Raw genomic sequence first — 24,851 nt, 5'->3', positions numbered from 1 at the left:
TTGGATGCAAAGCGTAGAAACCGTCCTCGCCGCGATTTCCGACTTCATCTGGGGGCCGCCACTGATCACCCTGATCGTCGGCGGCGGTCTTTTTTTCCTGATCTATTCGCAGGGTCTGCCGTATCGCTACCTTGGCCATGCACTGCGTATCCTGCGCGGCGACTACGATCGCTCGGACGACCCCGGCGACATCTCCCATTTTCAGGCGTTATCGGCGGCGCTGTCCGGAACGCTGGGGTTGGGCAACATCGCCGGTGTGGCCCTGGCGATCAGTATGGGCGGGCCGGGCGCCGTCTTCTGGATGTGGATCACCGCGCTGGTCGGCGTCGCCACCAAGTTCTTCACCTGCACGCTGGCGATTATGTACCGCGGCATGGACAGCCGTGGCCGCTTGCAGGGCGGGCCGATGTACATCATTCGCGAAGGGCTCGGGCGGCGCTGGCGGGGGCTGGCAATATTCTTCTGTCTCGCGGGACTGATCGGCACGCTGCCGATGTTTCAGATCAACCAGCTTACCGAGGCTTTGCGCGAGGCCGTGCTCATGCCGCAAGGCATCATCGATGCGCAACAGGCAGACGCTTTCAATTTTCTGTTCGGCGTTATCATTGCAATGCTGGTGGCGGCGGTAATCTTCGGCGGCATCGAACGGGTCGGTTATGTAGCCGCGCGGCTGGTGCCGGTCATGGTGCTGATTTATCTCGTCACGGCGCTCGCCATACTCCTGCAACAGCATGAACGGATCCCCGCCATGATCCGCTTGATCTTCAGCGATGCCTTCAGCGGCCAGGCAGCCGCCGGCGGCTTGCTGGGCGTGATGATCGTCGGCGTGCGCCAGGGTGCATTCTCCAACGAGGCCGGCCTCGGCACCGAAGTGATGGCGCATGGTGCGGCGCGCACGCGGGAACCGGTGCGGGAAGGTCTGGTGGCGATGCTGGGTCCTGTGATTGACACCCTTGTTGTTTGTACCTGCACGGCACTGGTGATTCTCAGCACCGGCGTCTGGCAGCGGGGTGAAGACGTGTCGGGGGCGGCGCTGACGACGGCAGCCTATGCCGAGGCCCTGGGCACGGCCGGGACCTGGCTGATCCTGGGACTGGTCGTCCTGTTCAGCCTGAGTACGATGTTCAGCTACTGGTACTATGGATCAAAGTGTCTGGGCTATCTCATCGGTGCCGAGCACCAGCACTGGTACCGCTATTTTTACGTCGTGTTTATTGTTATCGGCGCGATGGTTTCGGTGGAGGTCATGATCTACCTCATGACCACCGGCTTCGGCCTGATGGCCTTGCCCACCATGCTGGCCAGCATGGTGCTGGCACCGAAAGTCATGGCGGCGGCGCGCGATTATTTTCGCCGCCTGCGGCAGGCGGACAGCGGCCGCGGGACATGAATTATTGTGCGCTGATTGATTACAGCGCGCAGTAGCGGGTGGGCAAAGCTTGTGGTGGCGCCAGCAATTTGCGGAACGAATGGATCTGTTCGCCGGTTGCGTCCGGCTGTTGCCGCCAGATGGCATACAGGGCCTTGCGCAGGCCGCCGTCGGCCAGCGGCACGGCGTGTAATTCGCCGCGGCTGACTTCCTCGGCCACCGTGCCCCGCAGCAGCAGCGATACGCCGAGGCCGTGGCGTACGGCGCGCTTGACGGCCTCGGTATTGCTGAAGGTCATGCCGATGGCGGCCGTGAGTCCGTGACGGGCCAGGTAGGTGGCGAGCAGCCGGCCGGTACCGGTACCGGGTTCACCGCCGAGTAGCGGTTCATCGCTCAACTGTTGTGGGGTCACGCAATTGAGTCCGGTCCAGGGGTGTTCGGGCGGCACCACGGCCAGCAGTTCGTCCTCGCCCCACTGCAGATACTCAAAGCCGGTGCGGCGGTCCCACCACTCCATCAGACCGATGTCGATTTCGCCGCCTTCGAGCAGATGAGCGATGTCCGGATTGGGACGCACGACCATGTCGCAGTCGTGGCCGTTCTGCAGCCAGCGACGGATGAGTGGCTGGATCATGTAGGTGCCGATATTCGAGCTGGCGCCGATGCTCAGCGACGGGTGTTGCACGACGCGTGTCAGCCGTTCATAGACACTCAGCATGTTGCGCGCATGCGGCAGGATGGCCAGGGCGCTGGCGGTCGGCTGGGTGCGGCTACTGGCGCGAATGAACAACGCCGTGCCGAGCTGGTTTTCCAGGCGCTTGATGTGTTGCGAGGCGGTCGGCTGGGTGATGCCCAGTCGGGTGGCGGCGGCACCGAAACTGCCGTGGTCGATGATCGCCACCAGCGTCGCCAGTTGAGTCAGGTTAATCATGCGCCGGCGCCGCTTCGCATGGCGGCCGGCTGCGACTGCGGTGTGTTGACCGCATCAGCCGGGCGCTGGCCGCGCAGGCCGGTGACGATGTTCTCGGCCGCGCGCCGGGCGATGTCACGGCGTATGGCGTCGACCGCCGAACCCAGGTGCGGTGTCAGCAGCGTCTGCGCGTGATTGGCAAGCAGGTCCGGGTGAATGGACTGTGGTCGATCGGCTCGGGCCCAGTCTTCCATCTCGTAGACGTCGGCGGCGTAGCCGGCGAGGCGACCGGCGCGCAGGGCGCGGGCGATCGCGGCCTCGTCCACGACCGAGCCACGGCAGGGGTTGATGAGGTAGGCACCGGTCTTGACCGTGGCAAGAAAGCCGTCGTCGATGGTGTGCAGGGTGCCGTCATTGAGCGGCATGGCGAGCACGATGTAATCGCTTTTTTCCGCCAGCACCCGGCGGCCGACCTTGCGCACGCGCAACGATTTGGCGGTGTGTTCGCTCAGGGGTTCGATGTCGCTGTACAGCAGTCGCGCGCGAAAACCGGCCAGACGTGCGGCAATGGCCTGGCCGACCGCGCCCATGCCGATGATGCCGATCGTGCTGTCGGCCAGACCGCAGCCGTAGAAGTGCGGCCGCCAGCCGCGGAACGCGCCCGTACGGATGTAAGCGTCGCCGGCCAGCACGTGCCGGCTGACGCCCAGCAGCAGGGCAATGCTCAGCTCGGCGGTCGGTTCGGTCAGGGCGTCCGGGACGATGCTGAGCCAGACGCCGGCCGCGCTGCAGGCAGCGACGTCGAAATTGTCATAACCTTTCAGCGCACAGCCGATGACCTTCAGTTTCGGCGCGTGCGCGAGCAGGTCGGCGTCGACATGGTCCGGCATGAACGCCATGAAGGCATCGGCATCGCCGAGCAGCTCGAGCAATTGCGACCGCGGCCATGGTTCGAGGCCGTCGTTGCCGATCACCTCGCAACCCTGTTGCCGCAGATAGTCGCTGACTTCGCGATGCACCCAGTGGGAAATGACAACCTTGTCCGCCATGGTATGACTCCCTTGATCTAAAAAGCAGCGGCTTATTTAAAGTAACGGCGCAGATGGCCGCTCAAGCTGTCGACCAGCGTCACCATGACCAGGATGACGAGCAGAATCGCGCTGACCTGCTGGTAGTCCATGATGCGCAGTGACGACATCAGCTCGAAGCCGATGCCGCCGGCGCCGACCATGCCCATGACCGTCGAAGCGCGGAAGTTGTACTCCCAGCGGTAGATGGATACATCGGCGAACTGCGGCAACACCTGCGGCAGGATGCCGTGATAGAGCACCTGGAAACCGCTGGCACCGGCGGCGCGGGCGGCCTCGACCGGCTGCTCGTCGACGTGTTCGATCGACTCGGCAAAGAATTTGCCGACCATACCGATCGAATGCAGGCCCACGGCCAGCGCGCCTGGCAATATGCCGAAGCCGACGGCGGCGACGAAAATGATGCCCATGATCAGCTCGGGCACGGCACGCAGGCCGTTCAGAACCAGTCGCGACACCTGGAAAACAACCCGGTTGGGGCTGGTGTTGGCGGCGGCCAGGAAACCCAGCGGCAATGAAAACAGCACCGCTAGGGCCGTACCGGCGATGCTCATAACGAGCGTATCCACCAGCGGCATGATCCATTGCTGCCAGCGCGCGAAATCGGGTGGCACGGAATCGACGATGAGCTGGCCGATGGCCGGTAGTCCGTCGATGTAGGTTTGCGGACTGAGTAATTCACCCAGGTACCAGCACAGGATGATGACGCCGCTCAGCAGTGCGAGTTGCACCAGCGTGCGCCGGTTATCGCGTCGATAGCGCTCGATGATGTCGGTGGCCGGCACGCTGGCTGCGGTGTCGGCAGAGACATTGGTCATTATGGTTTGCTCCATGAATGAGACCGGTCAGCGGTACCGCTGACCGGCCCGGTTGCCTGGGGGTTACTGCTGCGCGAGGTTGACGCCGAGGATGTCGGCCATTTCGCGATAGATGTCGTAATCGCTGTCACTGATCGCCACGAATCCCTCGGCATTGAAGTTTTCCAGGATGGTCGGGTCCTCGATGGTCAGAAAAGCCTGGCGGATTTGTTTTTTCAGCGCCGGCGCCAGGTCTGACTGCATCGCCCAGGGATACTGCGGGTAGTAGTCGGAGTAACCGAGCACCTTGACCTTGCTCTTGTCCATGCGGCCGTCTTCGAGCATGTAATTGAAAATGTGCTCACCCAGCGCGCCGCCGGCGGCGTTGCCGTTCTGGACTGCGATAGCGGCGGCGTCATGGGCACCGGTATAGCGTGGCTTATAGTCGGCGTCGGCCTTCAGATCATTGTTCATCAGCTCGCGCCGCGGCATCAGGTGACTGGAAGTCGAAGCCTGATCGCCAAACGCGACGTTCTTGTCTTTGAGGTCGGCGTAGCTTTCTATGCCCATGTCACGGTTGCCGATGATCACGCTGCGATAGGTCGGTCGGCCATCGGTGACCAGCACGGCAAACGGTTCGATTTCCGATTTGCTTTTTGCCAGCACGTAGGACAGCGGGCCGAAGTAGGCAATGTCGATGCGGCCGAAACGCATCGCTTCAATCATGGAAGAGTAGTCGGTGGTCACGACCAGCTCTATGTCCTTGCCGAGCGTGTCTTCCAGATGCGCCTTTAAAGGCTGATTGCGCTGGATCAACTTGGAGGCATTCTCGTCCGGCAGCAACGCCACCTTGAGCGTGTCGGGATTGCGGCCTTCGGCCTGAACAGTTGTCGAGACAACCAGCAACAGGCCTGTTAGAAAGGTTACAAGTCGTTTTATCATGACGAATCTCCTGAATGGATAGGGTCGAGGTTGTTAAACGGCGGCACGCATGGGTTCTTCGTGATCACCACTTCCAGATTGGTGGACAGAAGGCGTTTCCGTATCGGGCTGGTGGCCGTCCTGTTTGCCACTGTTGTAGATCTGATCCAGCGTGGCGCTGTCGAGCGCTGACGGCGGGCCGTCGAATACAACCCGGCCGCCGGCCAGGCCGATGACGCGCTGGGCAAAGCGCCGCGCCAGTTCGAGCTGATGCAGGCTGACGATGGTGGTGATACCGTCTTCGCGACTAATGCGGCTGAGCTGCTCAAGCACCTGCATGGAGGTGTTCGGGTCGAGACTGGCGACCGGCTCGTCCGCCAGGATCACGCGCGGTTGCTGGGCCAGGGCCCGGGCGATGCCGACGCGCTGCATCTGGCCGCCGCTGAGGTTGTCTGCACGGACGAAAGTCTTGTCGGCCAGACCGACCCGTTGCAGGCACTGGTAAGCCAGCGTGACGTCGTCCGCGGGCATGGGCAGGAGTGTGCGCCAGGCGGAATGCGCGGCCAGCCGCCCGGTCAGAACATTGGTGAGCGCGCTTTTGCGCAGCAGCAACTGGTGCTGCTGAAAGATCATGGCGGTGTGGCGGCGATGGGCGCGGACGCGGGCGCTGCCGTGGATGACGCCAAGCTCGTCGCTGCTGATGGTGCCCGAGCTGGGCACTACGAGCTGGTTGAGCGTGCGCAGCAGGGTCGACTTGCCGGCGCCGGACAGACCCAGCAGCACCGTGAATTCGCCCTGTCTGAAAGTCAGGTCGAGCGGATGCAGGGCGAGCGTGCCATCCGGGTAGGTGACGCCGACGCCATCGAGGCGGATCATCGCGCTGTCTGTCGCGGATTCGGCTGTGGTGGTCGCTGGGTCATTACGCTTCATAATGGCTATGCCCGTTTCGATTAGGTTTACGCATACCGTAGGCAGGGGCGATGACACGAGCATGTCGGCCAGGTGAAGGTTTTGTTGCCGTGCGCAAGCGGGCGGGGTGGCTGACCTTTGCGTCGGCGGATGCTAGTTTGTCGCTTCCGCGCTTCGGCGCCACACAGGGGATGGGCCACCATGATCGAGCTGCTGCGCTCGTTGCTGTTACCGCCGGGTATTTTTGTCGTTTTCTTCGGCCTGGGACTGTTGCTGCTGCCGGTAGCGCGCAAGCTGGCCGTGTGGCTGTTTCTGACCGGGCTCGTGCTGGTCTATGCATTGTCGACGGCACCGTTGGCGGGCCAGCTGATCGCCTGGGTCGAGACCGCGCCGGTATTGTCGACGCCGGTGCAGAAACAGGATGCTGGCGCAATCGTGGTGCTTGGCGCCGGTCGCTATAACAATGCGCCGGAATATGGCGGCGCCGACAGTGTCGGCCAGCTGGCACTGGTGCGGTTGCGTTATGCCGAGCGGTTGCGTGAGCAGACCGGTCTGCCGATCCTGGCCAGTGGCGGCCGCCCCAATGGCGAGCTGTATGCCGAAGCCGAACTCATGGATCAGGCCCTGAAATCGGATTTTGACGGGCTGGCGCGCTGGACCGAGCGCAAAAGCCGCAACACCTTCGAAAACGCCATCTGCTCGAAATTCATTCTCGACGGTCAGGGCATCCGCCGCGTGTTACTGGTCACGCACGCCGCGCACATGCCACGGGCACTGTACGCATTCGAGAAATCCGGGATCGAAGCAATACCGGCACCGACAGGTTATCTGAAAGATACATTCAGGAATGCCAGCGTTCTGGAACGCTGGCTGCCGAGCCTGACGGCGTTACAGCTCAGCCGCACCGCGCTGCATGAATGGCTGGGATTGTTGTACTACCGGATGGTTTACGGCGACCATGACGGCGCGGCGGGTATCCGCGCGCAATGCTGATCCACTGATTCGATTCGCGAGAAGGGGCCTGTGCCGGTGACGCAAAAAGGCTGGGAAGTCCTGTTTACGCATCTGGTCCGATGGCTGGCGAATCTGCGCCGGGCGCGCCAACAACGCAAGCAGGAATCCATTGCCGCCCTGCGTGACGTGGTCAAGGTGGTCCGGCGTACCAACGTGTACATGCGCCACGTGCACGAGCGCAACAAACGCTCCGTGAAACAGGAACAGGTGCTGTCGGCACTCTGGACCGACCTGGGTTTCCGGCTCAAGGATCTGGGGCTGTACAAGCTCGCCAAGCGTTGCGAGATCCGCGGTGCCCAGTGGGCCGACCCGGCACGCTATGACGACACCTTTCTGACACGCGCCGACATCAGTCTGGAGACGATAGAACGGCTCGCCCGGCAGACGCTGAACGAGATCGATCGCTAGGCTGGACAGGCGCTAGCGATTGAGCAGCCTGGCGAGGATAAAACCGAGAGCAAAGGCCGTGGCAACGCTGGTAAGTGGCCGTTCGCGAATTTCCGCCTCGATCTTCTCACCGGTCTGCTCGGCCTGATGGCGCAAATGCGCGACCGACTCGCGCGCCTGTTCACTGGACAGTTCCTTCAGTGTTTCTGCGACGCTGGCGAAATCCTTGCGCAGCTTTTCGATTTCCGCTTTCAGTTTGGCGGTATCGGTGTCGTTTTCAGCCATGGCATAACCCTCCGTTCGGTTTGCACATTCGTTATTCTAGGACCGCGACAAAGACAATAATACGCCCGCCACAGGATACATCGCTGTCCGGTGGCCACTTTTCTCATTCACTGTCGTCTTGGCTGACCGCGATCACACTCAGTTCGGCCGTGCCCCGGGCAAAGCGTGAACGGACCTGCTCGCCGTGGCTGAGCGAGGCGGCATCACGGACGATAGCGCCGTCGCCTTTCTGCACGATGGTGTAACCGCGGCTCAGCGTTGCCAGCGGGCTGACGGTGTCGAGGTTATGGCTGAGTCGCGACAGGCGCTCGCTTTTGCGCTGCAGGTTCAGTGTCATGGCGCGTTGTAGCCGGTTGTCGAGCTGGCGGCAGTGCTGTTGCTGCTGCTGTAACTGGCGGCGCGGGTTCTGTACGGCCAATAGCGACGCCAGCCGGTTGAGCCGCGCGCGATCCTGTTGCAGATGATGCTTGATGGCCCGCTGGCCGCGCAGTCCGAGTTCGTCCAGTCGCTGGCTATACTGCTGCAGGGTGCGCCGCGGATGCGGCAGGCGTCGTTCCAGGCCGGCCAGCCGGTCCTTCAGGCGGCGCAGCAGCTGGCCGGTCTGCCGCGCCAGCAGGTTCTCGTAGCGTGCCAGCTGGCGTTCCAGCTGTTCACGGCTGGGGCTGACCAGCTCGGCGGCGGCCGAGGGCGTGGCGGCACGCTGGTCGGCGACGAAGTCGGTGATGGTGAAGTCGATCTCGTGGCCGACCGCGCTGATGGTCGGTAGCCGGCAGGCGTGTACGGCGCGCGCCAACTGCTCGTCGTTGAATGCCCACAGATCCTCGAGCGAACCGCCGCCGCGCGCCAGGATCAGCACGTCGACCTCGGCGCGTTGCTCGGCGAGCGCCAGCATCGCGCGGATGCGTCCCGGCGCTTCCGCGCCCTGTACCGGCACCGGGTAGATCACGACCTCGATACCGGCGTAACGGCGCTGCAGGACGCTGAGAATGTCGCGGATGGCCGCGCCGGTAGCCGAGGTAATGACGCCGACGCGTCGGGCCATGGCCGGAATGGCTTGCTTGTGCGCCGGGTCGAACAGGCCCTCGGCGTCGAGTTTCTTCTTCAGCTCCTCGAACTGGCGCTGCAGGGCACCGGCGCCGGCCGGCTCCAGGTACTCGACGATCAGCTGGAATTCGCCGCGCCCCTCGTACAGGCTGACGCCGGCGCGCACCAGCACCTGCATGCCGTTTTCCGGCTGCGTGGCCAGCTTCATGGCGCGGTTCTTGAACAGCGCGCAGCGCACCTGGGCGCGGCTGTCCTTGAGGCTGAAATACAGGTGCCCGGAGGCCGGTCGGGCGAGATTGGAGACTTCGCCCTCGACCCAGAGGCTGGGAAAACTGCCCTCGAGAACGTCGCGCGCCTCGCGGTTCAGCTCGCTGACGCTGAAAATGTGCCGGCCGCCCGCGGCAGTATTGTTATCGGATTCTGACATGGACACAGGATAACCGATCGGGCGGCCATGACGATGAGCGTTTACCGCTTCCCGGCCAGGCCCTATAATGCACGGCTATTTATTTCCCGGCTGATGTGGCTACCCGCTATGATCGCTCCTGAAGAAGCACTCACTTTCGACGATGTTCTGCTCAAGCCCGCCTACTCGGAGGTGATGCCGCGTGAGGTCAGCCTGGCGACCCGACTGACCCGGGACATTACTCTGAACATTCCCATCACCTCGGCGGCCATGGATACCGTCACCGAAGGCCGACTCGCCATTACCCTGGCGCAGGCCGGCGGCCTGGGTGTCATCCACAAGAACATGAGTCCGGAAGAGCAGGCGCGCCAGGTGCGCAGCGTCAAGAAATACGAAAGCGGCGTGATCCGCGACCCGATCACCGTCGGCCCGAACACCACCATTCATGAAGTGCTCGATCTGACCCGCAAGCACGACATTTCCGGTGTGCCTGTGGTCGAGAACGAGGAGCTGGTCGGTATCGTCACCAGCCGCGATCTGCGTTTCGAACGCCACTACGACTCGCCGGTGTCGCGCATCATGACGCCCAAGGAACGGCTGGTTACCGTCGGTGAGGATGCCGCCAGCGAGGAAGTGGTCAGGCTGCTGCACCAGCACCGCATCGAGAAGGTGCTGGTGGTCAACGACCAGTTCGAACTGCGCGGTCTGATCACCGTCAAGGACATCCAGAAATCAAAGGAATTCCCCAACGCCTGCAAGGACGAGCACGAGCGCCTGCGCGTCGGTGCCGCGGTGGGCGTCGGCGAGGGCAGCTACGAGCGTGTCGCGGCGCTGATGGCCGCCGGCGTTGACGTCATCGTGGTCGATACCGCGCACGGCCATTCGCGCGGCGTGATCGACATGGTGCGCTGGGTGCGCCAGGAATATCCGGACAGCCAGATCGTCGGCGGCAACGTCGCCACGGCCGAGGGCGGCAAGGCGCTGGTCGAGGCCGGCGTCGACGGCGTTAAGGTCGGCATCGGTCCGGGGTCGATCTGTACGACCCGCATTGTGACCGGCATCGGTGTGCCGCAGGTCACCGCTGTCTCCACCGTTGCCGAAGCATTGCATGACAGTGGCGTGCCGGTGATCTCCGACGGCGGCATTCGCTACTCCGGCGATATCGCCAAGGCGATCGTCTCCGGTGCACACGCGGTCATGATCGGTGGCCTGTTTGCCGGTACCGAGGAAGCGCCGGGCGAGGTCGAGCTGTACCAGGGGCGTTCCTACAAGTCGTACCGCGGCATGGGCTCGCTGGGGGCGATGTCGCAGAAGGACGGTTCCTCGGATCGCTACTTCCAGGAAAACAGCGAGATCGACAAGCTGGTGCCGGAAGGTATCGAGGGCCGCGTGCCGTACAAGGGCCCGCTGACCGCGATCGTGCACCAGCTGCTCGGCGGCCTGCGCGCGTCAATGGGCTATACCGGCTGCCAGAATCTCGAGGAAATGCGCACCCGGGCCGAGTTCGTCCGCCTGACCAACGCCGGCATTCGCGAAAGCCACGTTCACGACGTGACGATCACGAAAGAGGCTCCAAACTATCGTTTGGACTGATTAAGTCATGGCGAGCGCCGCCAGGTGCACGGCCATCCTGTGCATCGGTCGCAGTGTTAATTCGGCTTTAACGGGTTTATCAACGAGGTTGCCGCGGTCGGCTGGTGCCTCCCCCGCAATGACGCATATTCAATGACTGATATTCATGCCGAACGCGTTCTGATCCTGGATTTCGGATCCCAGTACACCCAGCTGATTGCGCGGCGTGTGCGCGAGGCCGATGTCTACTGCGAGATCTACGCCTGGGATGTCGATGAACAATACATCCGGACATTCGCGCCGCAGGCCATCATTCTGTCCGGCGGTCCCGAGTCGGTCACCGCCTGTCCCGACATTCGCGCGCCACAGATCGTGTTCGAGCTCGGCGTGCCGGTGCTGGGTATCTGTTACGGCATGCAGACCATGGCGGTGCAGCTCGGCGGCGCGGTCGAGCCGTCGACGAAACGCGAGTTCGGCTTTGCCGGCGTGCGCGCCCGCGGCCATTCCGTATTGCTGCGCGACATTCAGGATCATGTCAATGACGAAGGCCACGGGTTGCTCGATGTCTGGATGAGTCATGGCGACCACGTCACCGGCTTGCCCGACGGTTTCAAGGTCATTGCCACTACCGACAATGCGCCGATCGCCGGCATGGCCGACGAGGACCGGCGTTTTTACGCCCTGCAGTTTCATCCCGAGGTTACGCACACGAAACAAGGCAAGGCGATCCTGCAGCGGTTTCTTTACGACATCGCCGGTTGCCAGGGGCTTTGGACTACCGACAACATCGCCGCCGATCTGATCCAGAACATTCGCGATACCGTTGGCGGTGACAACGTGTTGCTCGGTCTGTCCGGCGGTGTCGACTCCAGCGTCGTTGCCGCGTTATTGCACGAGGCGATCGGCGACCAGCTGACCTGCGTGTTCGTCGACAACGGCCTGCTGCGGTTGCACGAGGGCGACCAGGTCATGGCCACCTTCGCCAGCAACATGGGCATCCGTGTCATCCGCGTCGATGCCGAGGATCGTTTCCTGGACGCGCTTGCGGGCACCGACGATCCGGAAGCCAAGCGCAAGATTATCGGTGGCATGTTCATCGACGTGTTCGATGATGAGGCCGCCAAGTTCGAGAACATCCAGTGGCTGGCCCAGGGCACGATCTACCCCGACGTCATCGAGTCGGCCAGTTCCAAGACCGGCAAGGCGCACGTGATCAAGTCGCATCACAACGTCGGCGGCCTGCCCGAGCACATGAAGCTGAAGCTGCTGGAACCGCTGCGCGAACTGTTCAAGGACGAGGTACGTAAACTCGGCGTCAGCCTGGGCTTGCCCGCCGACATGGTTTACCGGCACCCGTTCCCGGGACCGGGCCTGGGTGTGCGCATCCTCGGCGAAGTGAAAAAGGAATACGCCGACCTGTTGCGGCTCGCCGACGCGATCTTCATCGAGGAACTGCGCAATTACGATCTCTACGACCGGACCAGCCAGGCCTTCGCTGTATTCCTACCGGTGCGCTCGGTGGGCGTGAAAGGCGACAGCCGTGGCTACGACTACGTCATCGCCCTGCGCGCGGTCGAGACGATCGACTACATGACCGCGCAATGGGCGCGCCTGCCGGCCGAATTTCTCGATCACGTCGCCCGGCGCATCATCAATGAAATCGACGGCATCTCGCGCGTCACTTACGACATCTCCAGCAAGCCGCCCGCCACCATCGAGTGGGAATAGTCGCGTATCTCGTTTAATAATCCTCGCGAGCCCATACAGTTACCTCGTGTCACTACGCACCGTTCCTGTGCGGTTGCAAGACAATGCTCGTGCGTGATGCCTTGGAATATGCGTACTAACTGAACTGAAGTATCAGAATCACTTTGCTGACCATTTGAGCGGTTGGTGGGGCATCCAATTGTGATGAAGCGACGGATCAGTTGCCGTCGGTTGCATCTTCGATGGCATCGCCCGCGTCCTCGATTTTATTGTCAATTTCTTCACCAGCCTCCTCAAGAGGACCTTGCTCTTCGCAGGCAGATAACGTGATCAATAGGGCGCTCACGAGCAGGGCGGCTGGAATGGTTTTGTTGAGTTTCATGTTTTTTCGCTCCGGGTTGGTTGCTGAAAAACACAGGATCCACACCGAAATCTGCAAAGACGCAGATTGTATTGATGGGATACATGGTGTTCCTTCTCTAGTTACTAGTGAGATTGGGTTCAATGATGACAGCATGTCGCGGAATGATCGGTGCGGCGGCATACACTAAAATGGCACCAGGACGGCCTGTCCCCGGTCTACACCTGCGTGGATCTCGTCCGCAGAGCCCGTGGCGTCGCCCATTGCCTTCCCGGATGCCTTCGCTCCCGCCGGCACGAGTCGGCAACCAGATCCTGAGCCTGTCTTTAATTTAGTCCGCCCAACGGCTTACCACGCATTCGTACTACGCGGCCGGAGACATCCCTCAGGCTATGGAGCTGCGTTGGAAAAGGCGCAGGATGGCGAGCAATATTACCGCCCCGATTAGCGACACGATGAAGCTCATGACGGTAATGCCGTCGTTGATGGAACCGGCGCCGAGTAACGGCCCGATCAGCCACCCGCCGATCAGTGCTCCGACAATGCCGACCACGACGTTGAGGATAATGCCCTGCTGGGCGTTAGTGCCCATAATCATGCTCGCTATCCAGCCGACCAGACCGCCAATGACGAGCCACATGATGATACCCATGATTTTACTATCTCCTGATAATCTTGACGCACAATGCGCCAGTGGATGAAGCCTACGGCAGCCGTTCCATGGTTACCGTGCGCTGACGTACGGATTCTATGTCCCGTTTTCTGTAGCATCGACATGGATGAGACCACAAATGAGGATCGAGCGTGGCATGACCGTCCCCAGCAAACTCATGCGCTCACTTCCCGCAACGGCTCCGAGATGCCCCCGTAACATGAGAAAACAGAGGTAATACCATGGTAAGGCGAAAGAAAAATAAAATGACTGATGACATGATGCAGCTGGCAATGGCCGCGCCGGTGGTGGTTGCTCAGCGGATGATGCGTATGGCGCTAGCCGGTACCTCGCCATCAGCGAGTGACCGCAAGGAAATGAAGCGCATGAGCGCGGAGAAGGTCGCTGCGCTCACCGAGTCATGGAACAACACAGCGACGCAGATGACGCGCGCGTACATAGGTCTCAGTTTCGACGTGATGCGTTTAGCGTGGTCTCCTTTGTACCGAAAAGGGAGCTCAGTGAATACTGCGGTAGAGCGATTCAGTAACGCCGCCACGACCAGCATGCAGAAATCCCTCGGCCCGATACGCCGACGTGCTGTGGCAAACTCAAAGCGACTTGGGCGCAAAGGCCGGAGTTAATCCTGCTCATTGCGACTGTGGTTAGACTCCATGGTCGCCACTTATTACCGGCAGGCTTCAAACCAGGCCGCAAAATCCATTTCTCCATAGGTGGGGGAATGCCCATATCACCTAGGTAACCCGTACAGTAACGGGCCGGTATATTCATGCAGCGGCAGAGTGCGATGGCGAGGTGTGCAAAGTCACGGCATACTCCCTTTTTTCCTGAAAGACCTCCCATGCGGTTCTTGTGTTTCGTGCATCCCCCGTAGCCGTGGTCGAATATGGTTTGATGATAAGCGTTACACCCATGTCAAAAGTATTTTCAAGAAATTTTCTAACATGGTATTTTTCATGGCATTGGCATCACCTACGATGAATAACTTTATAAAAGGGTAAAAAGTGCTCGTTAACAATAGCAGGGAATCGCATATCTCGTATTTGTAAATAGCTTGTTGAAAGATTCTCAACATTTTTCAGGCGACAGGTTATATATTTAAACTGTAGCTGTGATGCGATATACGAACGACGAAATACGCGCCAATGTATGATCAAGACTGGATGCAAAAGGCCATAGCCCAGGCCCGCGAAGCTGAGGCTGCCGGTGAGGTACCGGTCGGTGCGGTGATTGTCAGGGATGGTGAGTTGGTGGCGCAGGCCTGGAACCGGCCGATCGGCAGTCATGATCCGACCGGTCACGCCGAGATCATTGCCTTGCGCGCCGCCGCCGCGCGGCTGGCCAACTATCGTCTGCCCGGTTGCACGCTGTACGTTACGCTGGAGCCCTGCACCATGTGTGCCGGCGCCATCATTCATGCCCGTGTCGACCGGGTGGTGTACGGTGCCACCGATCCGAAGACCGGTGCCGCCGGTAGCGTGTTCGATATTCTCGGTACGCGTAAGCTTAATCACTGTGTGGACGTAACCGGTGGTGTACTGGCCGAGGAATGCGGCCGGCAATTGTCGGCGTTTTTCCAAAAGCGGCGTTCGGTGGTGTCCTGACAGCCGCGCCGGGTGGGTGCAAAACAGCTTGCTGGCTCAAGGGAACAGTTCGGCAGGATCGCAAGGGAGACAGAATATGGCGCAGACCCGCAAGACCGATAAGGGACGTCGTCAGCGACAGGCGGCGTTGCGTATCCGGCCGCTGGAGATTGCCCGTCGTACCGGTCGCCTACTGATGGCCGGCGATCAGAGCCTGGTGACGGCCGAATCCTGTACCGGTGGCCTGATTGCCGAGTGGCTGACACGGGTGGCCGGCAGTTCCGGCTGGTTCGATTGTGGACTGGTAACCTATTCAAACGCTGCCAAGCGACAACTGCTGGGCGTCAATCAGACAACGCTGGATCAGTATGGTGCGGTCAGCGAGGAAACCGCCGGCGAAATGGCGATCGGTGCGCTGAATAACAGCAGTGCGGATATTGCCGTGGCGGTGACCGGTATCGCCGGGCCGGATGGTGGCAGCAAGGCCAAGCCGGTGGGTACCGTGTGTCTGGCCTGGGCGGATCGCGACGGTCTGGTGCACAGTGCCCGCGTGCAACTGAGTGGCGATCGCGACAGTATCCGCCGGCAATCGGCGGCACTGGCCCTGTACGGCGTCCAGGATCGACTGTCAGCCGCATGACCGGTCGCCGTACCTGGCACGGCGCTTCAATCACTCAGCCAGGGTCGGTCCCCAAAACGTTCACGCGCTTCCTGGATGACGGCGTAGGCCTGTTCACTCTGACCGGACGCGTAGTAGGCTTGTCGCAACAGGCGATAGGCGGCCTCGCGGTCCGGATCGAGCTCGGTGACTTCGCGCAGGGTGCGACTGGCCGGCAGGGCGCGGTTCATTGCCAGCTGGGTGCGGCCGAGTTCCAGCAGGTAATCGGCGTTGTCAGGATGGTCGGCTGCAAGCTGTTCATAGATGTCGAGCGCGGCACGCAGGTCACCGTCCGTGACCCGTTCCTCGGCCAGGTCGAAGTCTGCCGCCGGCCCGGCAAGCAGGGGCGGGCAAAGGAACAGTAAACCGAGCAGAGTCAGGTAACGGCACATGGCAGTATTGTCCTCGCGATGTTGTACTGGTTAATGGTTGTCAAATTCCGCTGATCACGGGCTGTGGTGATGAGGGTTGATCAGCCGACATGAATGCCTCGAAGCAGCGCGTGTTTTTCGCCCTGTGGCCGAGCGAGCAACTCCGCGCGCAACTGGCCGCTATCGCCGCCGGCTTGCCGTCCGGGGTTGGCCGGCCCGTACCCGCCGAGCATTATCACATCACACTGGTATTTATCGGTAATGTCGACGCGTCTCAGCGGCAAACGCTTGAAACCGCCGCCGCCGGTATCGCGAGGCAGCCCTTTCGCTTAGGGCTGGATCGGTTCGGCTATTGGCCGGGGCCGGCGGTGGCCTGGCTGGCACCAACCGAGCCGCCCGCAGAGCTGTTGCAGCTCGCCGCCGATCTGCGCGCGGTGGCCACGGCTGCCGATTGCCGACCTGAACAGCGCGGCTATCGGCCCCACCTCACGCTGTTACGCAAAGTTCGCCGACAACCGGACTGGCCGGCGCCGCCGCGGCTTGTCTGGCCGGCGGCAGACTTCGTGCTGTGCCGGTCCGTAACCGGCCCGGCGGGCGGCCGTTACGAGGTTCTGCAGCGCTGGCCATTGAACGCCTGAGCCGCCCGTCTGGCGGCTGTTTCGTGTCGTCATTCTGTGTGATAATCCCGCCCATTCACAGCGGCCCTTCAACAGCGACGGACAGGACTATGGACGACAAGAAAGAACAGGCACTGGGCGTTGCCCTCGGCCAGATTGAAAAGCAGTTCGGTAAAGGTTCGATCATGCGCATGGGTGACCAGACCGCCGTTCACGTGCCGGCTGTATCCACCGGTTCGTTGACGCTGGACCTGGCGTTGGGTGTCGGCGGCTTTCCGCGCGGCCGGGTGGTCGAAATCTACGGCCCGGAATCGTCCGGCAAGACCACGCTGGCACTGCATGGCGCCGCCGAGATTCAGAAAGCCGGTGGCACCGCCGCGTTTGTCGACGCCGAGCATGCGCTGGACCCCGAATACGCGGGCAAGCTGGGCGTCCAGGTCGATGACCTGCTGGTGTCGCAGCCGGACACCGGTGAGCAGGCGCTGGAAATCACCGACATGCTGGTACGCTCCGGCGCGGTTGACCTGGTCGTGGTCGATTCGGTCGCAGCGCTGACGCCGAAGGCGGAAATCGAGGGCGAGATGGGCGACACCCACGTCGGCCTGCAGGCGCGACTGATGTCGCAGGCGCTGCGCAAGCTGACCGCCAACATCAAACGCTCGAACACGCTGGTGATCTTCATCAACCAGATTCGCATGAAGATCGGCGTCATGTTCGGCAGCCCGGAAACCACTACCGGCGGCAACGCGCTCAAGTTCTATTCCTCCGTGCGCCTGGATATTCGCCGTATCGGCGCGATCAAGTCCGGCGACGAGGTCACCGGCAACGAAACGCGCGTGAAGGTGGTCAAGAACAAGGTGGCGCCGCCATTCAAGGAAGCCGTGTTCGACATCCTCTACGGCGAAGGCATCTCGCGCGAGGCCGAGCTCATCACCTTGGGCGTCAAATACGAGCTGGTGGAAAAGACCGGCGCTTGGTACAGCTATAACGGTGAGCGCATCGGTCAGGGCAAGGAAAACGTGCGCCAGTACCTGAAGGACAACCCGGACAAGGCCGCCGAAATCGAGAAGGGCATCCGCAAGGCGGCCCTGCCGGACGTCAAGTTTGCTGACAATGATGAGGCCGAGGCCGCGGACGAAGAGGCCGAAAAAGCCTGAATGACGAACGGCTGACACTACGCAAGCGGGCCATGGACCTGCTGGCGCGCCGCGAGCATAGCCGCCAGGAGTTGCAGCAGAAGCTGGTCAGTCGCGGTTTCGATGACGCACTGATCGACACGGTCATCGACCAGCTGGCCGCCGAAAACCTGCAAAGCGACGACCGTTTTACCGAGGCGTACGTCAATGAGCGCAGTGGCAAGGGTTTCGGCCCGCTGTATATTCGTCAGGCACTGCGCAGCCGCGGTATCGACGATCACCTCATTGCCCAGTACCTCGATCCGAACGATCCCGAATGGACGCGATTGGCTGCCCACGTTGGTGAGCAGCGCTTCGGCGTGATTGAGTCAGGTGACCGGCAGACTTATGCTAAGGCGGTCAGATTCCTGCAGCAGCGCGGCTTTTCCGGCGAGCAAGTCCGCCGTGCCCTGCAGGGGCTGGATGACTGGGACTGAGCCGCCCGCGATAAGTGTGTGAACAGAACAATCCAAACATTATTAGATTATTAGAACCCGGACCGACAAGCCGCAATGAGTCAACAATGGAGCAGTAACGCCATCCGCAGCGCGTTCCTGGAGTATTTCCAGGAGCATGGCCATACCCTGGTATCGTCCAGCTCGCTGGTACCGTCCAACGACCCGACCCTGCTGTTCACCAACGCCGGCATGGTGCAGTTCAAGGAAGTCTTTCTCGGTCTGGAGGAACGCAACTACAGTCGCGCCGTGAGTTCGCAGCGCTGTGTGCGTGCCGGCGGCAAGCACAATGACCTGGAAAACGTCGGTTATACCGCGCGCCATCACACCTTTTTCGAAATGCTCGGCAATTTCAGTTTCGGCGACTATTTCAAGCACGAGACGATTCGTTATGCCTGGGATTTCCTCACCAACGTGCTCGGTCTGCCGGAGGACAAGCTCTGGGTTACCGTCTACGAGGACGATGACGAGGCGGCCAACATCTGGCTGGAGGATCTGCAGGTCTCGCCGGAACGCTTCTCGCGCTGCGGCGAAAAGGACAACTTCTGGTCCATGGGCGATACCGGCCCGTGCGGCCCGTGCAGCGAGATTTTCTACGATCACGGCCCGGAGGTCGCCGGCGGTCCGCCCGGCAGTCCCGAGGCCGACGGCGATCGTTATATCGAGATCTGGAACCTGGTGTTTACCCAGTTCGACCGCGACAGCCAGGGACACCTGCACCCGATCCCGAAACCGTCGGTCGATACCGGCATGGGTCTGGAACGCATCGCCGCCGTCATGCAGGGCGTGCACAACAACTACGACATCGACCTGTTCCAGCATCTGATCAAGGCGATCGACGCGCTCGGCGCCGGCGATACCGACAACCAGATTTCGCGTCAGGTGATCGCCGATCACATTCGCTCGGTCGCGTTTCTGATCACCGACGGCGTGCTGCCGTCGAATGAGAACCGCGGCTACGTCCTGCGCCGGATCCTGCGCCGTGCCATCCGTCATGGCCACAAGCTCGGTCTGCGCGGGCCGTTCTTCCACAAGCTCGTCGGCCCGCTGGGCGAGAAGATGGGCGATGCCTACCAGGAACTGCTGAAAAAGCGCGAGGCGATCGAGAAGATCATCCTGCAGGAGGAAAAACGCTTCGCCGAAACCCTCGATCAGGGCCTGAAACTGCTGGAAGAGACCGTCGCCAGGCTCGACGGCACGGAAATCCCCGGCGAGGCGGTGTTCAAGTTGTACGACACCTACGGTTTTCCGATCGATCTCACCGCCGACATCGCCCGCGAGCGTGGCCTGACCATCGACAACGACGGCTTCCGCGCGGCCATGGACGCCCAGCGTGCGCGCGGCCGCGCCGCCAGTCGCTTCCAGATGGATATGTCGAAATTCCCGAAGATCGACAAGGTGACCGAGTTCACCGGCTACGATCAGACCGAACAGCAGACCGAGATCATCGCGCTGTACCGTGAGGGCAAGACCGTGAACCAGCTCGAGGCCGGCGAATTCGGCGGCGTGGTGCTGGCGGCCACGCCGTTCTACGCCGAGTCCGGCGGCCAGGTCGGTGACCGCGGCCAGCTCCGCGCCGACGGCGGCGAGTTTGCCGTGTCCGACACCCAGAAGCAGAGCAAGGCGCACATCCATCTCGGCGAGGTCGGTAGCGGCCGGCTCGAGGTCGGCCAACGCGTGCATGCGGCCATCGACGCGCAGGCGCGCGCCGATACCATGCGCAACCACTCGGCCACCCACCTGCTGCACGCGGCGCTGCGCAAGGTGCTCGGCGACCATGTGACGCAGAAGGGCTCGCTGGTGGCGCCGGAGCGGCTGCGTTTCGACTTCTCGCACCCGCAGGCGCTCAGCGACGACGAAATCCAGGAAATCGAGTGGCTGGTCAACGCACAGATTCTCAACAACGTCGAAACCGACATCCAGGTCATGCCACTGGAACAGGCGCTGGAAGACGGCGCCATGTCGCTGTTCGGGGAAAAGTACGATGACCAGGTGCGGGTGCTGAAGATCGGCGGCGAGTTCTCCAAGGAACTGTGCGGCGGCACGCACGTCGCCCGCACGGGAGACATCGGCCTGTTCAAGATTGTCGCCGTCGCCGGCATCGCCGCCGGTGTGCGCCGCATCGAGGCGGTGACCGGCCGCGGCGCCCTGCACTGGGCCAACCAGAGCGAACGTCGGCTGGGCCGGGTGGCCGATTTGCTGCGCGCCGAACCGGATTACATCGAGGACAAGCTGGCCCAGTTTCTGGAACGCAACCGCAAGCTGGAAAAGGAGGTCGAGCAGCTGAAATCGAAGCTGGCAAGCTCGGCCGGCGACGACCTGCTGGCCGCGGCGGTGGACATTGATGGCCTCAAGGTACTGGCGCGCTCGCTCGAGGGCGCGGACCCCAAAACCCTGCGCGAGACGGTTGACCAGCTGAAGAACAAGCTGGGCTCGGCGGCGCTGGTACTGGCCACCGTGCAGGAATCCAAGGTCAGTCTGGTCGCCGGCGTGACCAAGGACCATGCCGACCGCGTCAACGCCGGCGAGCTGGTCAATTTCGTCGCCGCCCAGGTTGGCGGCAAGGGCGGCGGCCGGCCAGACATGGCCCAGGCCGGCGGCAACGATCCCAGCCAGCTGCAGGCGGCGCTGGATCAGGTTCCCGACTGGGTGCGCGCCCGCGTCTAGACGCATTTTCCCGAACTTTCGCTTTGTCGCGACGCAGAATTTGATAGAATCTGCGCCTTTTACTCGTCCCGATGGTAGTGAATGGCACTCATCGTCCAAAAATACGGCGGCACCTCGGTCGGCAGCGTTGAGCGCATCAATGCGGTCGCCGAACGTGTGCAGGCCTGTCGCGAGGCCGGCGACGACATCGTCGTTGTGGTCTCGGCGATGAGTGGCGAGACCGATCGGCTGCTGAGCCTGGCGAAGGAAATCAATCCGCACCCGCACGGCCGCGAGCTGGATGTGGTGTTGTCCACCGGCGAGCAGGTGACGATCGGCCTATTGAGCATGGCGCTGGAGGCGCGCGGTTGTCCGGCGCGCTCCTATACCGGAGCGCAGGTCTGCATTCACACCGATGGCGCGCACAACAAGGCGCGTATACTGGGTATCGACGACCAGCGCGTACGTGCGGATCTGACGGCCGGCCGGGTGGTGGTGGTGGCCGGTTTTCAGGGCGTGAACGACAGTGGCTGTATTACCACTTTGGGCCGGGGCGGATCGGATACCACGGCCGTGGCGCTGGCGGCCGCGCTGAATGCCGACGAGTGTCATATATTTACCGATGTCGACGGTGTTTACACCGCCGACCCCCGGGTTGCGCCGCAGGCGCGACGCCTGGAACGCATTACCTACGAGGAAATGCTCGAGATGGCCAGCCTCGGTTCCAAGGTGTTGCAGATCCGGTCGGTGGAATTTGCCAGCAAGTATAACGTGAATCTGCGGGTGCTATCCTCTTTCCAGGGGGGCAGCGGCACGCTGATTGCCGAAGAGGTGGAGGATATGGAACAGGCTGTAATTTCCGGTATCGCCCATAACAAGGACGAGGCCAAGTTGACGGTTGTCGGTGTGCCCGATAAACCGGGTATCGCCTCCCATATTCTGGGCCCGATCGCCGACGCCAACATCGAGGTTGACATGATTGTCCAGAACGTTGGCGTGGACAACACTACCGATTTTACCTTCACCGTCCATAGAAATGACTATGACAAGGCGCTGGAAATCCTCAACCAGGTGGCCAGCGACCTGGGCGCCAAGCGCGTCAATGGTGACAACAAGATTATCAAGATCTCCGTCGTCGGTGTTGGCATGCGCTCGCATGCCGGGATAGCCAGTAAAATGTTTAGCGCATTGGCCGATGAAGGGATTAATATAATGATGATCTCCACATCCGAAATCAAAATATCCGTGGTTATCGCGGAGAAATATCTTGAACTCGGTGTCAGAACATTACACTCCGCCTTCGATCTCGATGCTGCGGAGCCCGAGAAGGCATGAGGCCAGCCGGGTCAACGTACTGAAAAGGATGGTACAGGAGGTAGTAAAATGCTGATTCTCACCCGCAGGGTCGGTGAATCCCTTATGATAGGCGATGAAATAAACGTCACCGTGCTTAGCATCAGGGGCAATCAGGTTCGCATCGGCGTCAATGCGCCCAAGGACGTTTCCGTCCACCGTGAGGAAATCTACGAGCGCATTCGTACCGAGGGGGAGGTGCCCGAAGGCGAGGACGACAGCCCGGAAAAGGATTCAACCAGCTGAATCAACAGCTTTTTTACCGGTAATGACTTTACCCGGGCGGCGGCTGCGGGTATCCTTACGCCCGTTTCTCAGGTCTGAAGACAATGCCCCGGCATTCGGGCGGGTTGTTACTGGCAGGCCGGGTAGAGATACCGGAGAGGTGGCCGAGCGGTCGAAGGCGCTCCCCTGCTAAGGGAGTATGGGGTTTATAGCCTCATCGAGGGTTCGAATCCCTCCCTCTCCGCCATTTTTGATCAGGGCCTGCGAAGCGGGCCCTGATCAAAAATGTTGAGAATGGATTCGAACCCTCGATTTATTTAATTTGGGTTCGACATCGCGCTAGGCGCGGCACTCCGGAGAGTGAGGCATACAGTGCCGAATAATTCTCTTCGCGATTTTATCTGTACCGGTTTAAAAAAAGGCGCCGGTAGCTCAGTTGGATAGAGCGTGCGGCTACGAACCGCAAGGTCGGGGGTTCGAATCCTCCCCGGCGCGCCAAAATACAAAGGGCCACCACCAGGTGGCCCTTTTTATTTGGTAATACCTAACCAAACTGGACCAGAACTATACTGTTCTGGCGATGAAAAAGTGTCCTCAATGTTTTTACACACGCAGCTGGAAGCTGGCTGATGGCCGCCATAAATGCCGACAATGTGGTCACCGTTATCGCGTCAGGACGGTCTGGCAAGCGAGCCGCCTGCCCGAGCGCACCAAACAACTGCTGCTGGAACGATTTGTCCTCGGCGTGCCGGTTTACCGGCAACGCTTCCTGGCGGACGCGAGTCTCGCCGCGGTGGAGCGTTTCTACCGGCTCGCACGCGCCTGTTGCGCCTATGAGGAGCTGTTGCGCGAGCCTTTCGAAGGCCACCTCGAATGCGATGAAACGACGTTTGGCGGCCGAAAAAAGGGCAAACGCGGTTGGGGCACCGCCGGCAAAATCATCGTCTTCGGTGTCCTCAAGCGCAACGGTACGGTGCAGGTGTTTCCGATCAGCCGCCGCAGTGGTCAGAAGGTACTTCGATTCATCCAGGCGCACACCCGGCCGGGCAGTCTGTACTACACCGACGACTGGCAGGCCTACGTTGCCCTGGCCGTTCGTGGCGACTACATCACGGTCCACAAACAGGACGGTGTGCCGAAAGGCCGGGACCACATCAACGGCATCGAGGGATTCTGGAGTTATGCCAAGCACTGGCTCTATCCTTACCGAGGTGTGCCCCGGAAATTCTTTCACCTTTATCTGGGGGAAGTTTGCTACCGTTTCAATCACCGGCATGAGAACCTGAAACCCCCGGTTTTAAGCCTTATGAAGCACCTGAACTACAATGATATACGACCACTTTTGGTCCGGATTCGTTAGGTATTACCTTTTATTTTGTGGTATCGGGATATTTCGAACCCCCGACCGCATCAACAATCCGGTTCGACAGCCGCGCCTGCACGGCTGAACGCCGAGCGTCAGCAAGGCGGCCCGCAGGGCGAGGCGCGAAGCGCCGAGTCATCCTCCCCGGCGCGCTCTATAAGTAAAGAACGGTAGCAGGCCAGGTTGGTGTGCAAAATTGACGCATGTCCAATTCACACTATGTGAAGTGATTAACGTAATCTGGCTGAATAGTCCCTCGTCGCAGCCTTCCAACATGGCAAACGGGTAAGACGCCTTATTCGTAAATTGCTATGCGGCAAGCAGCCGCGAGGAGTATGGAAATGAAGCTTGATAAGACGAGTCTGCTCAAGGCAAGTGTATTGACCACCGGTCTGCTGGTATTCAGCACCGTGCCGGCGGCTGATGTTGGCGTCGGTGCTGAGGCCGAAGCCGGTGTCGGTGCAGGTGCGAACGCCGATCGCACATTGGATCGTGCCGGTGATCGGGCCATGGAAGGCGCAGATCGCTCCATGAACAGAGCCGATAGTGCCATTGAGCGAGCCGCCGATGAATCCGCCCGAAGCAGGGATGTTGGTGCCGGGGCCGAGGCGGGAGGTTCCGCCAGGACGCCGGCCGGCGAGACCCGCGCCGGAGGCGGCGCCCGTGCCGATGGTTCGGCGGCCAGCGACCGGGCTGGAGAAGCCGTCGATGATAGTCGCGATAGAGCGGGTGATGCCTATGAGCGCGCGCGATAAAGCGGACTCAGCACGCGACCGGGCTAAAACCGGGGCCGAAGCCAGCGGCAGTGCCGGCGCTTCCGAACGCGGTGTCGGTGCGGGCAGCAGCGGTAGTGCTGGTGCCAGGGGTGGTGCCAACACCAACTGAGACTTCGCCAGGGATAGCTTTAAAAAGCCGCTCTGTTGAGCGGCTTTTTAGTTTCAACGCATCTTATCGATTAAAGC

27 protein-coding genes, 2 tRNA genes and 1 pseudogene are annotated in these 24,851 nt (G+C 61.3%); 19 read left to right on the top strand and 11 right to left on the bottom strand.

Annotated elements, in window-relative coordinates; genetic code table 11:
* Nucleotides 1–4: 4 nt before the first annotated feature.
* Nucleotides 5–1,390: an alanine/glycine:cation symporter family protein gene (locus J2T55_RS05740; RefSeq protein ID WP_259054757.1), complete on the top strand. Its 1,386-nt coding sequence runs from the start codon at nucleotides 5–7 to the stop codon at nucleotides 1,388–1,390.
* Between the two features lie 19 nt (nucleotides 1,391–1,409).
* Here J2T55_RS05740 and J2T55_RS05735 read toward each other — a convergent pair whose 3' ends face one another.
* The 5 genes from J2T55_RS05735 to phnC form a co-directional block, all read right to left on the bottom strand.
* Nucleotides 1,410–2,300, bottom strand: a complete 891-nt coding sequence (locus J2T55_RS05735; RefSeq protein ID WP_259054756.1) for a LysR family transcriptional regulator — start codon at nucleotides 2,298–2,300, stop codon at nucleotides 1,410–1,412.
* Nucleotides 2,297–3,328 carry a phosphonate dehydrogenase gene (locus J2T55_RS05730; protein WP_259054755.1) on the bottom strand — a complete coding sequence of 344 codons (1,032 nt, stop codon included), beginning with the start codon at nucleotides 3,326–3,328 and terminating at the stop codon, nucleotides 2,297–2,299. Before J2T55_RS05730 ends, J2T55_RS05735 begins: the two co-directional genes overlap by 4 nt.
* 32 nt (nucleotides 3,329–3,360) lie before the next feature.
* Complete coding sequence (gene phnE, locus J2T55_RS05725; RefSeq protein WP_259054754.1) at nucleotides 3,361–4,185, bottom strand: phosphonate ABC transporter, permease protein PhnE; 825 nt, start codon at nucleotides 4,183–4,185, stop codon at nucleotides 3,361–3,363.
* A gap of 63 nt (nucleotides 4,186–4,248) precedes the next feature.
* Entirely contained in the window at nucleotides 4,249–5,103 is an 855-nt protein-coding gene (phnD, locus tag J2T55_RS05720) for a phosphate/phosphite/phosphonate ABC transporter substrate-binding protein (RefSeq protein ID WP_407660052.1), read from the bottom strand.
* Nucleotides 5,104–5,139: 36 nt separating this feature from the next.
* Complete coding sequence (gene phnC, locus J2T55_RS05715; protein ID WP_310521977.1) at nucleotides 5,140–6,015, bottom strand: phosphonate ABC transporter ATP-binding protein; 876 nt, start codon at nucleotides 6,013–6,015, stop codon at nucleotides 5,140–5,142.
* A 180-nt stretch (nucleotides 6,016–6,195) separates the two neighbouring features.
* Between phnC and J2T55_RS05710 the strand changes: the two genes are divergently transcribed.
* Entirely contained in the window at nucleotides 6,196–6,987 is a 792-nt protein-coding gene (locus tag J2T55_RS05710) for a YdcF family protein (protein WP_259054752.1), read from the top strand.
* A 36-nt stretch (nucleotides 6,988–7,023) separates the two neighbouring features.
* Nucleotides 7,024–7,416, top strand: coding sequence for a hypothetical protein (locus tag J2T55_RS05705; protein ID WP_259054751.1), 393 nt, complete (start codon nucleotides 7,024–7,026; stop codon nucleotides 7,414–7,416).
* Between the two features lie 12 nt (nucleotides 7,417–7,428).
* Here J2T55_RS05705 and J2T55_RS05700 read toward each other — a convergent pair whose 3' ends face one another.
* Together J2T55_RS05700 and xseA are read right to left on the bottom strand one after the other, a co-directional pair.
* On the bottom strand, nucleotides 7,429–7,680 hold the full coding sequence (locus tag J2T55_RS05700; RefSeq protein ID WP_259054750.1) for a hypothetical protein: 252 nt from the start codon (nucleotides 7,678–7,680) through the stop codon (nucleotides 7,429–7,431).
* Nucleotides 7,681–7,783: 103 nt separating this feature from the next.
* Complete coding sequence (gene xseA, locus J2T55_RS05695) at nucleotides 7,784–9,151, bottom strand: exodeoxyribonuclease VII large subunit (protein WP_259054749.1); 1,368 nt, start codon at nucleotides 9,149–9,151, stop codon at nucleotides 7,784–7,786.
* A 108-nt stretch (nucleotides 9,152–9,259) separates the two neighbouring features.
* On the opposite strand from xseA, the gene guaB reads away from it, so the two are divergent.
* Both guaB and guaA read left to right on the top strand, forming a co-directional pair.
* Nucleotides 9,260–10,723, top strand: a complete 1,464-nt coding sequence (gene guaB / locus J2T55_RS05690; protein ID WP_259054748.1) for an IMP dehydrogenase — start codon at nucleotides 9,260–9,262, stop codon at nucleotides 10,721–10,723.
* 132 nt (nucleotides 10,724–10,855) lie between these two features.
* Nucleotides 10,856–12,430 carry a glutamine-hydrolyzing GMP synthase gene (gene guaA, locus J2T55_RS05685; protein ID WP_259054747.1) on the top strand — a complete coding sequence of 525 codons (1,575 nt, stop codon included), beginning with the start codon at nucleotides 10,856–10,858 and terminating at the stop codon, nucleotides 12,428–12,430.
* Nucleotides 12,431–12,626: 196 nt separating this feature from the next.
* Here guaA and J2T55_RS05680 read toward each other — a convergent pair whose 3' ends face one another.
* Both J2T55_RS05680 and J2T55_RS05675 read right to left on the bottom strand, forming a co-directional pair.
* A complete protein-coding gene (locus J2T55_RS05680; RefSeq protein WP_259054746.1) occupies nucleotides 12,627–12,791 on the bottom strand; it encodes a hypothetical protein in 165 nt (54 codons plus the stop codon).
* 364 nt (nucleotides 12,792–13,155) lie between these two features.
* Complete coding sequence (locus J2T55_RS05675) at nucleotides 13,156–13,422, bottom strand: GlsB/YeaQ/YmgE family stress response membrane protein (RefSeq protein ID WP_259054745.1); 267 nt, start codon at nucleotides 13,420–13,422, stop codon at nucleotides 13,156–13,158.
* Between the two features lie 266 nt (nucleotides 13,423–13,688).
* On the opposite strand from J2T55_RS05675, the gene J2T55_RS05670 reads away from it, so the two are divergent.
* Nucleotides 13,689–14,066, top strand: a complete 378-nt coding sequence (locus J2T55_RS05670) for a polyhydroxyalkanoate granule-associated phasin (protein ID WP_259054744.1) — start codon at nucleotides 13,689–13,691, stop codon at nucleotides 14,064–14,066.
* Nucleotides 14,067–14,122: 56 nt separating this feature from the next.
* On the opposite strand, the pseudogene J2T55_RS05665 reads toward J2T55_RS05670, so the two are convergent.
* Nucleotides 14,123–14,283, bottom strand: a pseudogene (locus J2T55_RS05665) (transglutaminase-like domain-containing protein); the annotation flags it as partial.
* 305 nt (nucleotides 14,284–14,588) lie between these two features.
* Here J2T55_RS05665 and tadA point away from each other — a divergent pair.
* Together tadA and J2T55_RS05655 are read left to right on the top strand one after the other, a co-directional pair.
* Nucleotides 14,589–15,047, top strand: a complete 459-nt coding sequence (tadA, locus tag J2T55_RS05660; protein ID WP_259054743.1) for a tRNA adenosine(34) deaminase TadA — start codon at nucleotides 14,589–14,591, stop codon at nucleotides 15,045–15,047.
* Nucleotides 15,048–15,123: 76 nt separating this feature from the next.
* Complete coding sequence (locus J2T55_RS05655; RefSeq protein ID WP_259054742.1) at nucleotides 15,124–15,666, top strand: CinA family protein; 543 nt, start codon at nucleotides 15,124–15,126, stop codon at nucleotides 15,664–15,666.
* Between the two features lie 26 nt (nucleotides 15,667–15,692).
* Here J2T55_RS05655 and J2T55_RS05650 read toward each other — a convergent pair whose 3' ends face one another.
* Nucleotides 15,693–16,076 carry a tetratricopeptide repeat protein gene (locus J2T55_RS05650; protein WP_259054741.1) on the bottom strand — a complete coding sequence of 128 codons (384 nt, stop codon included), beginning with the start codon at nucleotides 16,074–16,076 and terminating at the stop codon, nucleotides 15,693–15,695.
* Between the two features lie 89 nt (nucleotides 16,077–16,165).
* On the opposite strand from J2T55_RS05650, the gene thpR reads away from it, so the two are divergent.
* The 11 genes from thpR to J2T55_RS05595 all read left to right on the top strand — a co-directional run bounded on the left by thpR (nucleotide 16,166) and on the right by J2T55_RS05595 (nucleotide 24,774).
* Complete coding sequence (gene thpR, locus J2T55_RS05645) at nucleotides 16,166–16,693, top strand: RNA 2',3'-cyclic phosphodiesterase (protein ID WP_259054740.1); 528 nt, start codon at nucleotides 16,166–16,168, stop codon at nucleotides 16,691–16,693.
* Nucleotides 16,694–16,782: 89 nt separating this feature from the next.
* Entirely contained in the window at nucleotides 16,783–17,829 is a 1,047-nt protein-coding gene (gene recA, locus J2T55_RS05640) for a recombinase RecA (protein WP_259054738.1), read from the top strand.
* Between the two features lie 32 nt (nucleotides 17,830–17,861).
* A complete protein-coding gene (locus tag J2T55_RS05635) occupies nucleotides 17,862–18,284 on the top strand; it encodes a regulatory protein RecX (RefSeq protein ID WP_259054737.1) in 423 nt (140 codons plus the stop codon).
* Between the two features lie 75 nt (nucleotides 18,285–18,359).
* Nucleotides 18,360–20,969: an alanine--tRNA ligase gene (gene alaS / locus J2T55_RS05630; protein WP_259054736.1), complete on the top strand. Its 2,610-nt coding sequence runs from the start codon at nucleotides 18,360–18,362 to the stop codon at nucleotides 20,967–20,969.
* A gap of 81 nt (nucleotides 20,970–21,050) precedes the next feature.
* Nucleotides 21,051–22,283: an aspartate kinase gene (locus J2T55_RS05625; protein ID WP_259054735.1), complete on the top strand. Its 1,233-nt coding sequence runs from the start codon at nucleotides 21,051–21,053 to the stop codon at nucleotides 22,281–22,283.
* A 48-nt stretch (nucleotides 22,284–22,331) separates the two neighbouring features.
* The gene (gene csrA / locus J2T55_RS05620; RefSeq protein ID WP_259054734.1) at nucleotides 22,332–22,547 is read left to right on the top strand and encodes a carbon storage regulator CsrA; all 216 of its coding nucleotides are present in this window, start codon (nucleotides 22,332–22,334) and stop codon (nucleotides 22,545–22,547) included.
* A 133-nt stretch (nucleotides 22,548–22,680) separates the two neighbouring features.
* Nucleotides 22,681–22,773 (top strand) — tRNA-Ser (locus tag J2T55_RS05615).
* Between the two features lie 174 nt (nucleotides 22,774–22,947).
* Nucleotides 22,948–23,024: transfer RNA gene (locus tag J2T55_RS05610), tRNA-Arg, on the top strand.
* 82 nt (nucleotides 23,025–23,106) lie between these two features.
* On the top strand, nucleotides 23,107–23,886 hold the full coding sequence (locus tag J2T55_RS05605) for an IS1595 family transposase (RefSeq protein WP_259054733.1): 780 nt from the start codon (nucleotides 23,107–23,109) through the stop codon (nucleotides 23,884–23,886).
* Between the two features lie 344 nt (nucleotides 23,887–24,230).
* Complete coding sequence (locus J2T55_RS05600) at nucleotides 24,231–24,644, top strand: hypothetical protein (protein WP_259054731.1); 414 nt, start codon at nucleotides 24,231–24,233, stop codon at nucleotides 24,642–24,644.
* Complete coding sequence (locus J2T55_RS05595) at nucleotides 24,628–24,774, top strand: hypothetical protein (RefSeq protein WP_259054730.1); 147 nt, start codon at nucleotides 24,628–24,630, stop codon at nucleotides 24,772–24,774. Before J2T55_RS05600 ends, J2T55_RS05595 begins: the two co-directional genes overlap by 17 nt.
* Nucleotides 24,775–24,851 lie beyond the last annotated feature (77 nt).

It is taken from the genome of Methylohalomonas lacus (assembly GCF_024808875.1).
In the GTDB taxonomy this organism is placed as follows: domain Bacteria; phylum Pseudomonadota; class Gammaproteobacteria; order Methylohalomonadales; family Methylohalomonadaceae; genus Methylohalomonas; species Methylohalomonas lacus.
This window is presented reverse-complemented; position numbering and strand designations above follow the sequence as displayed.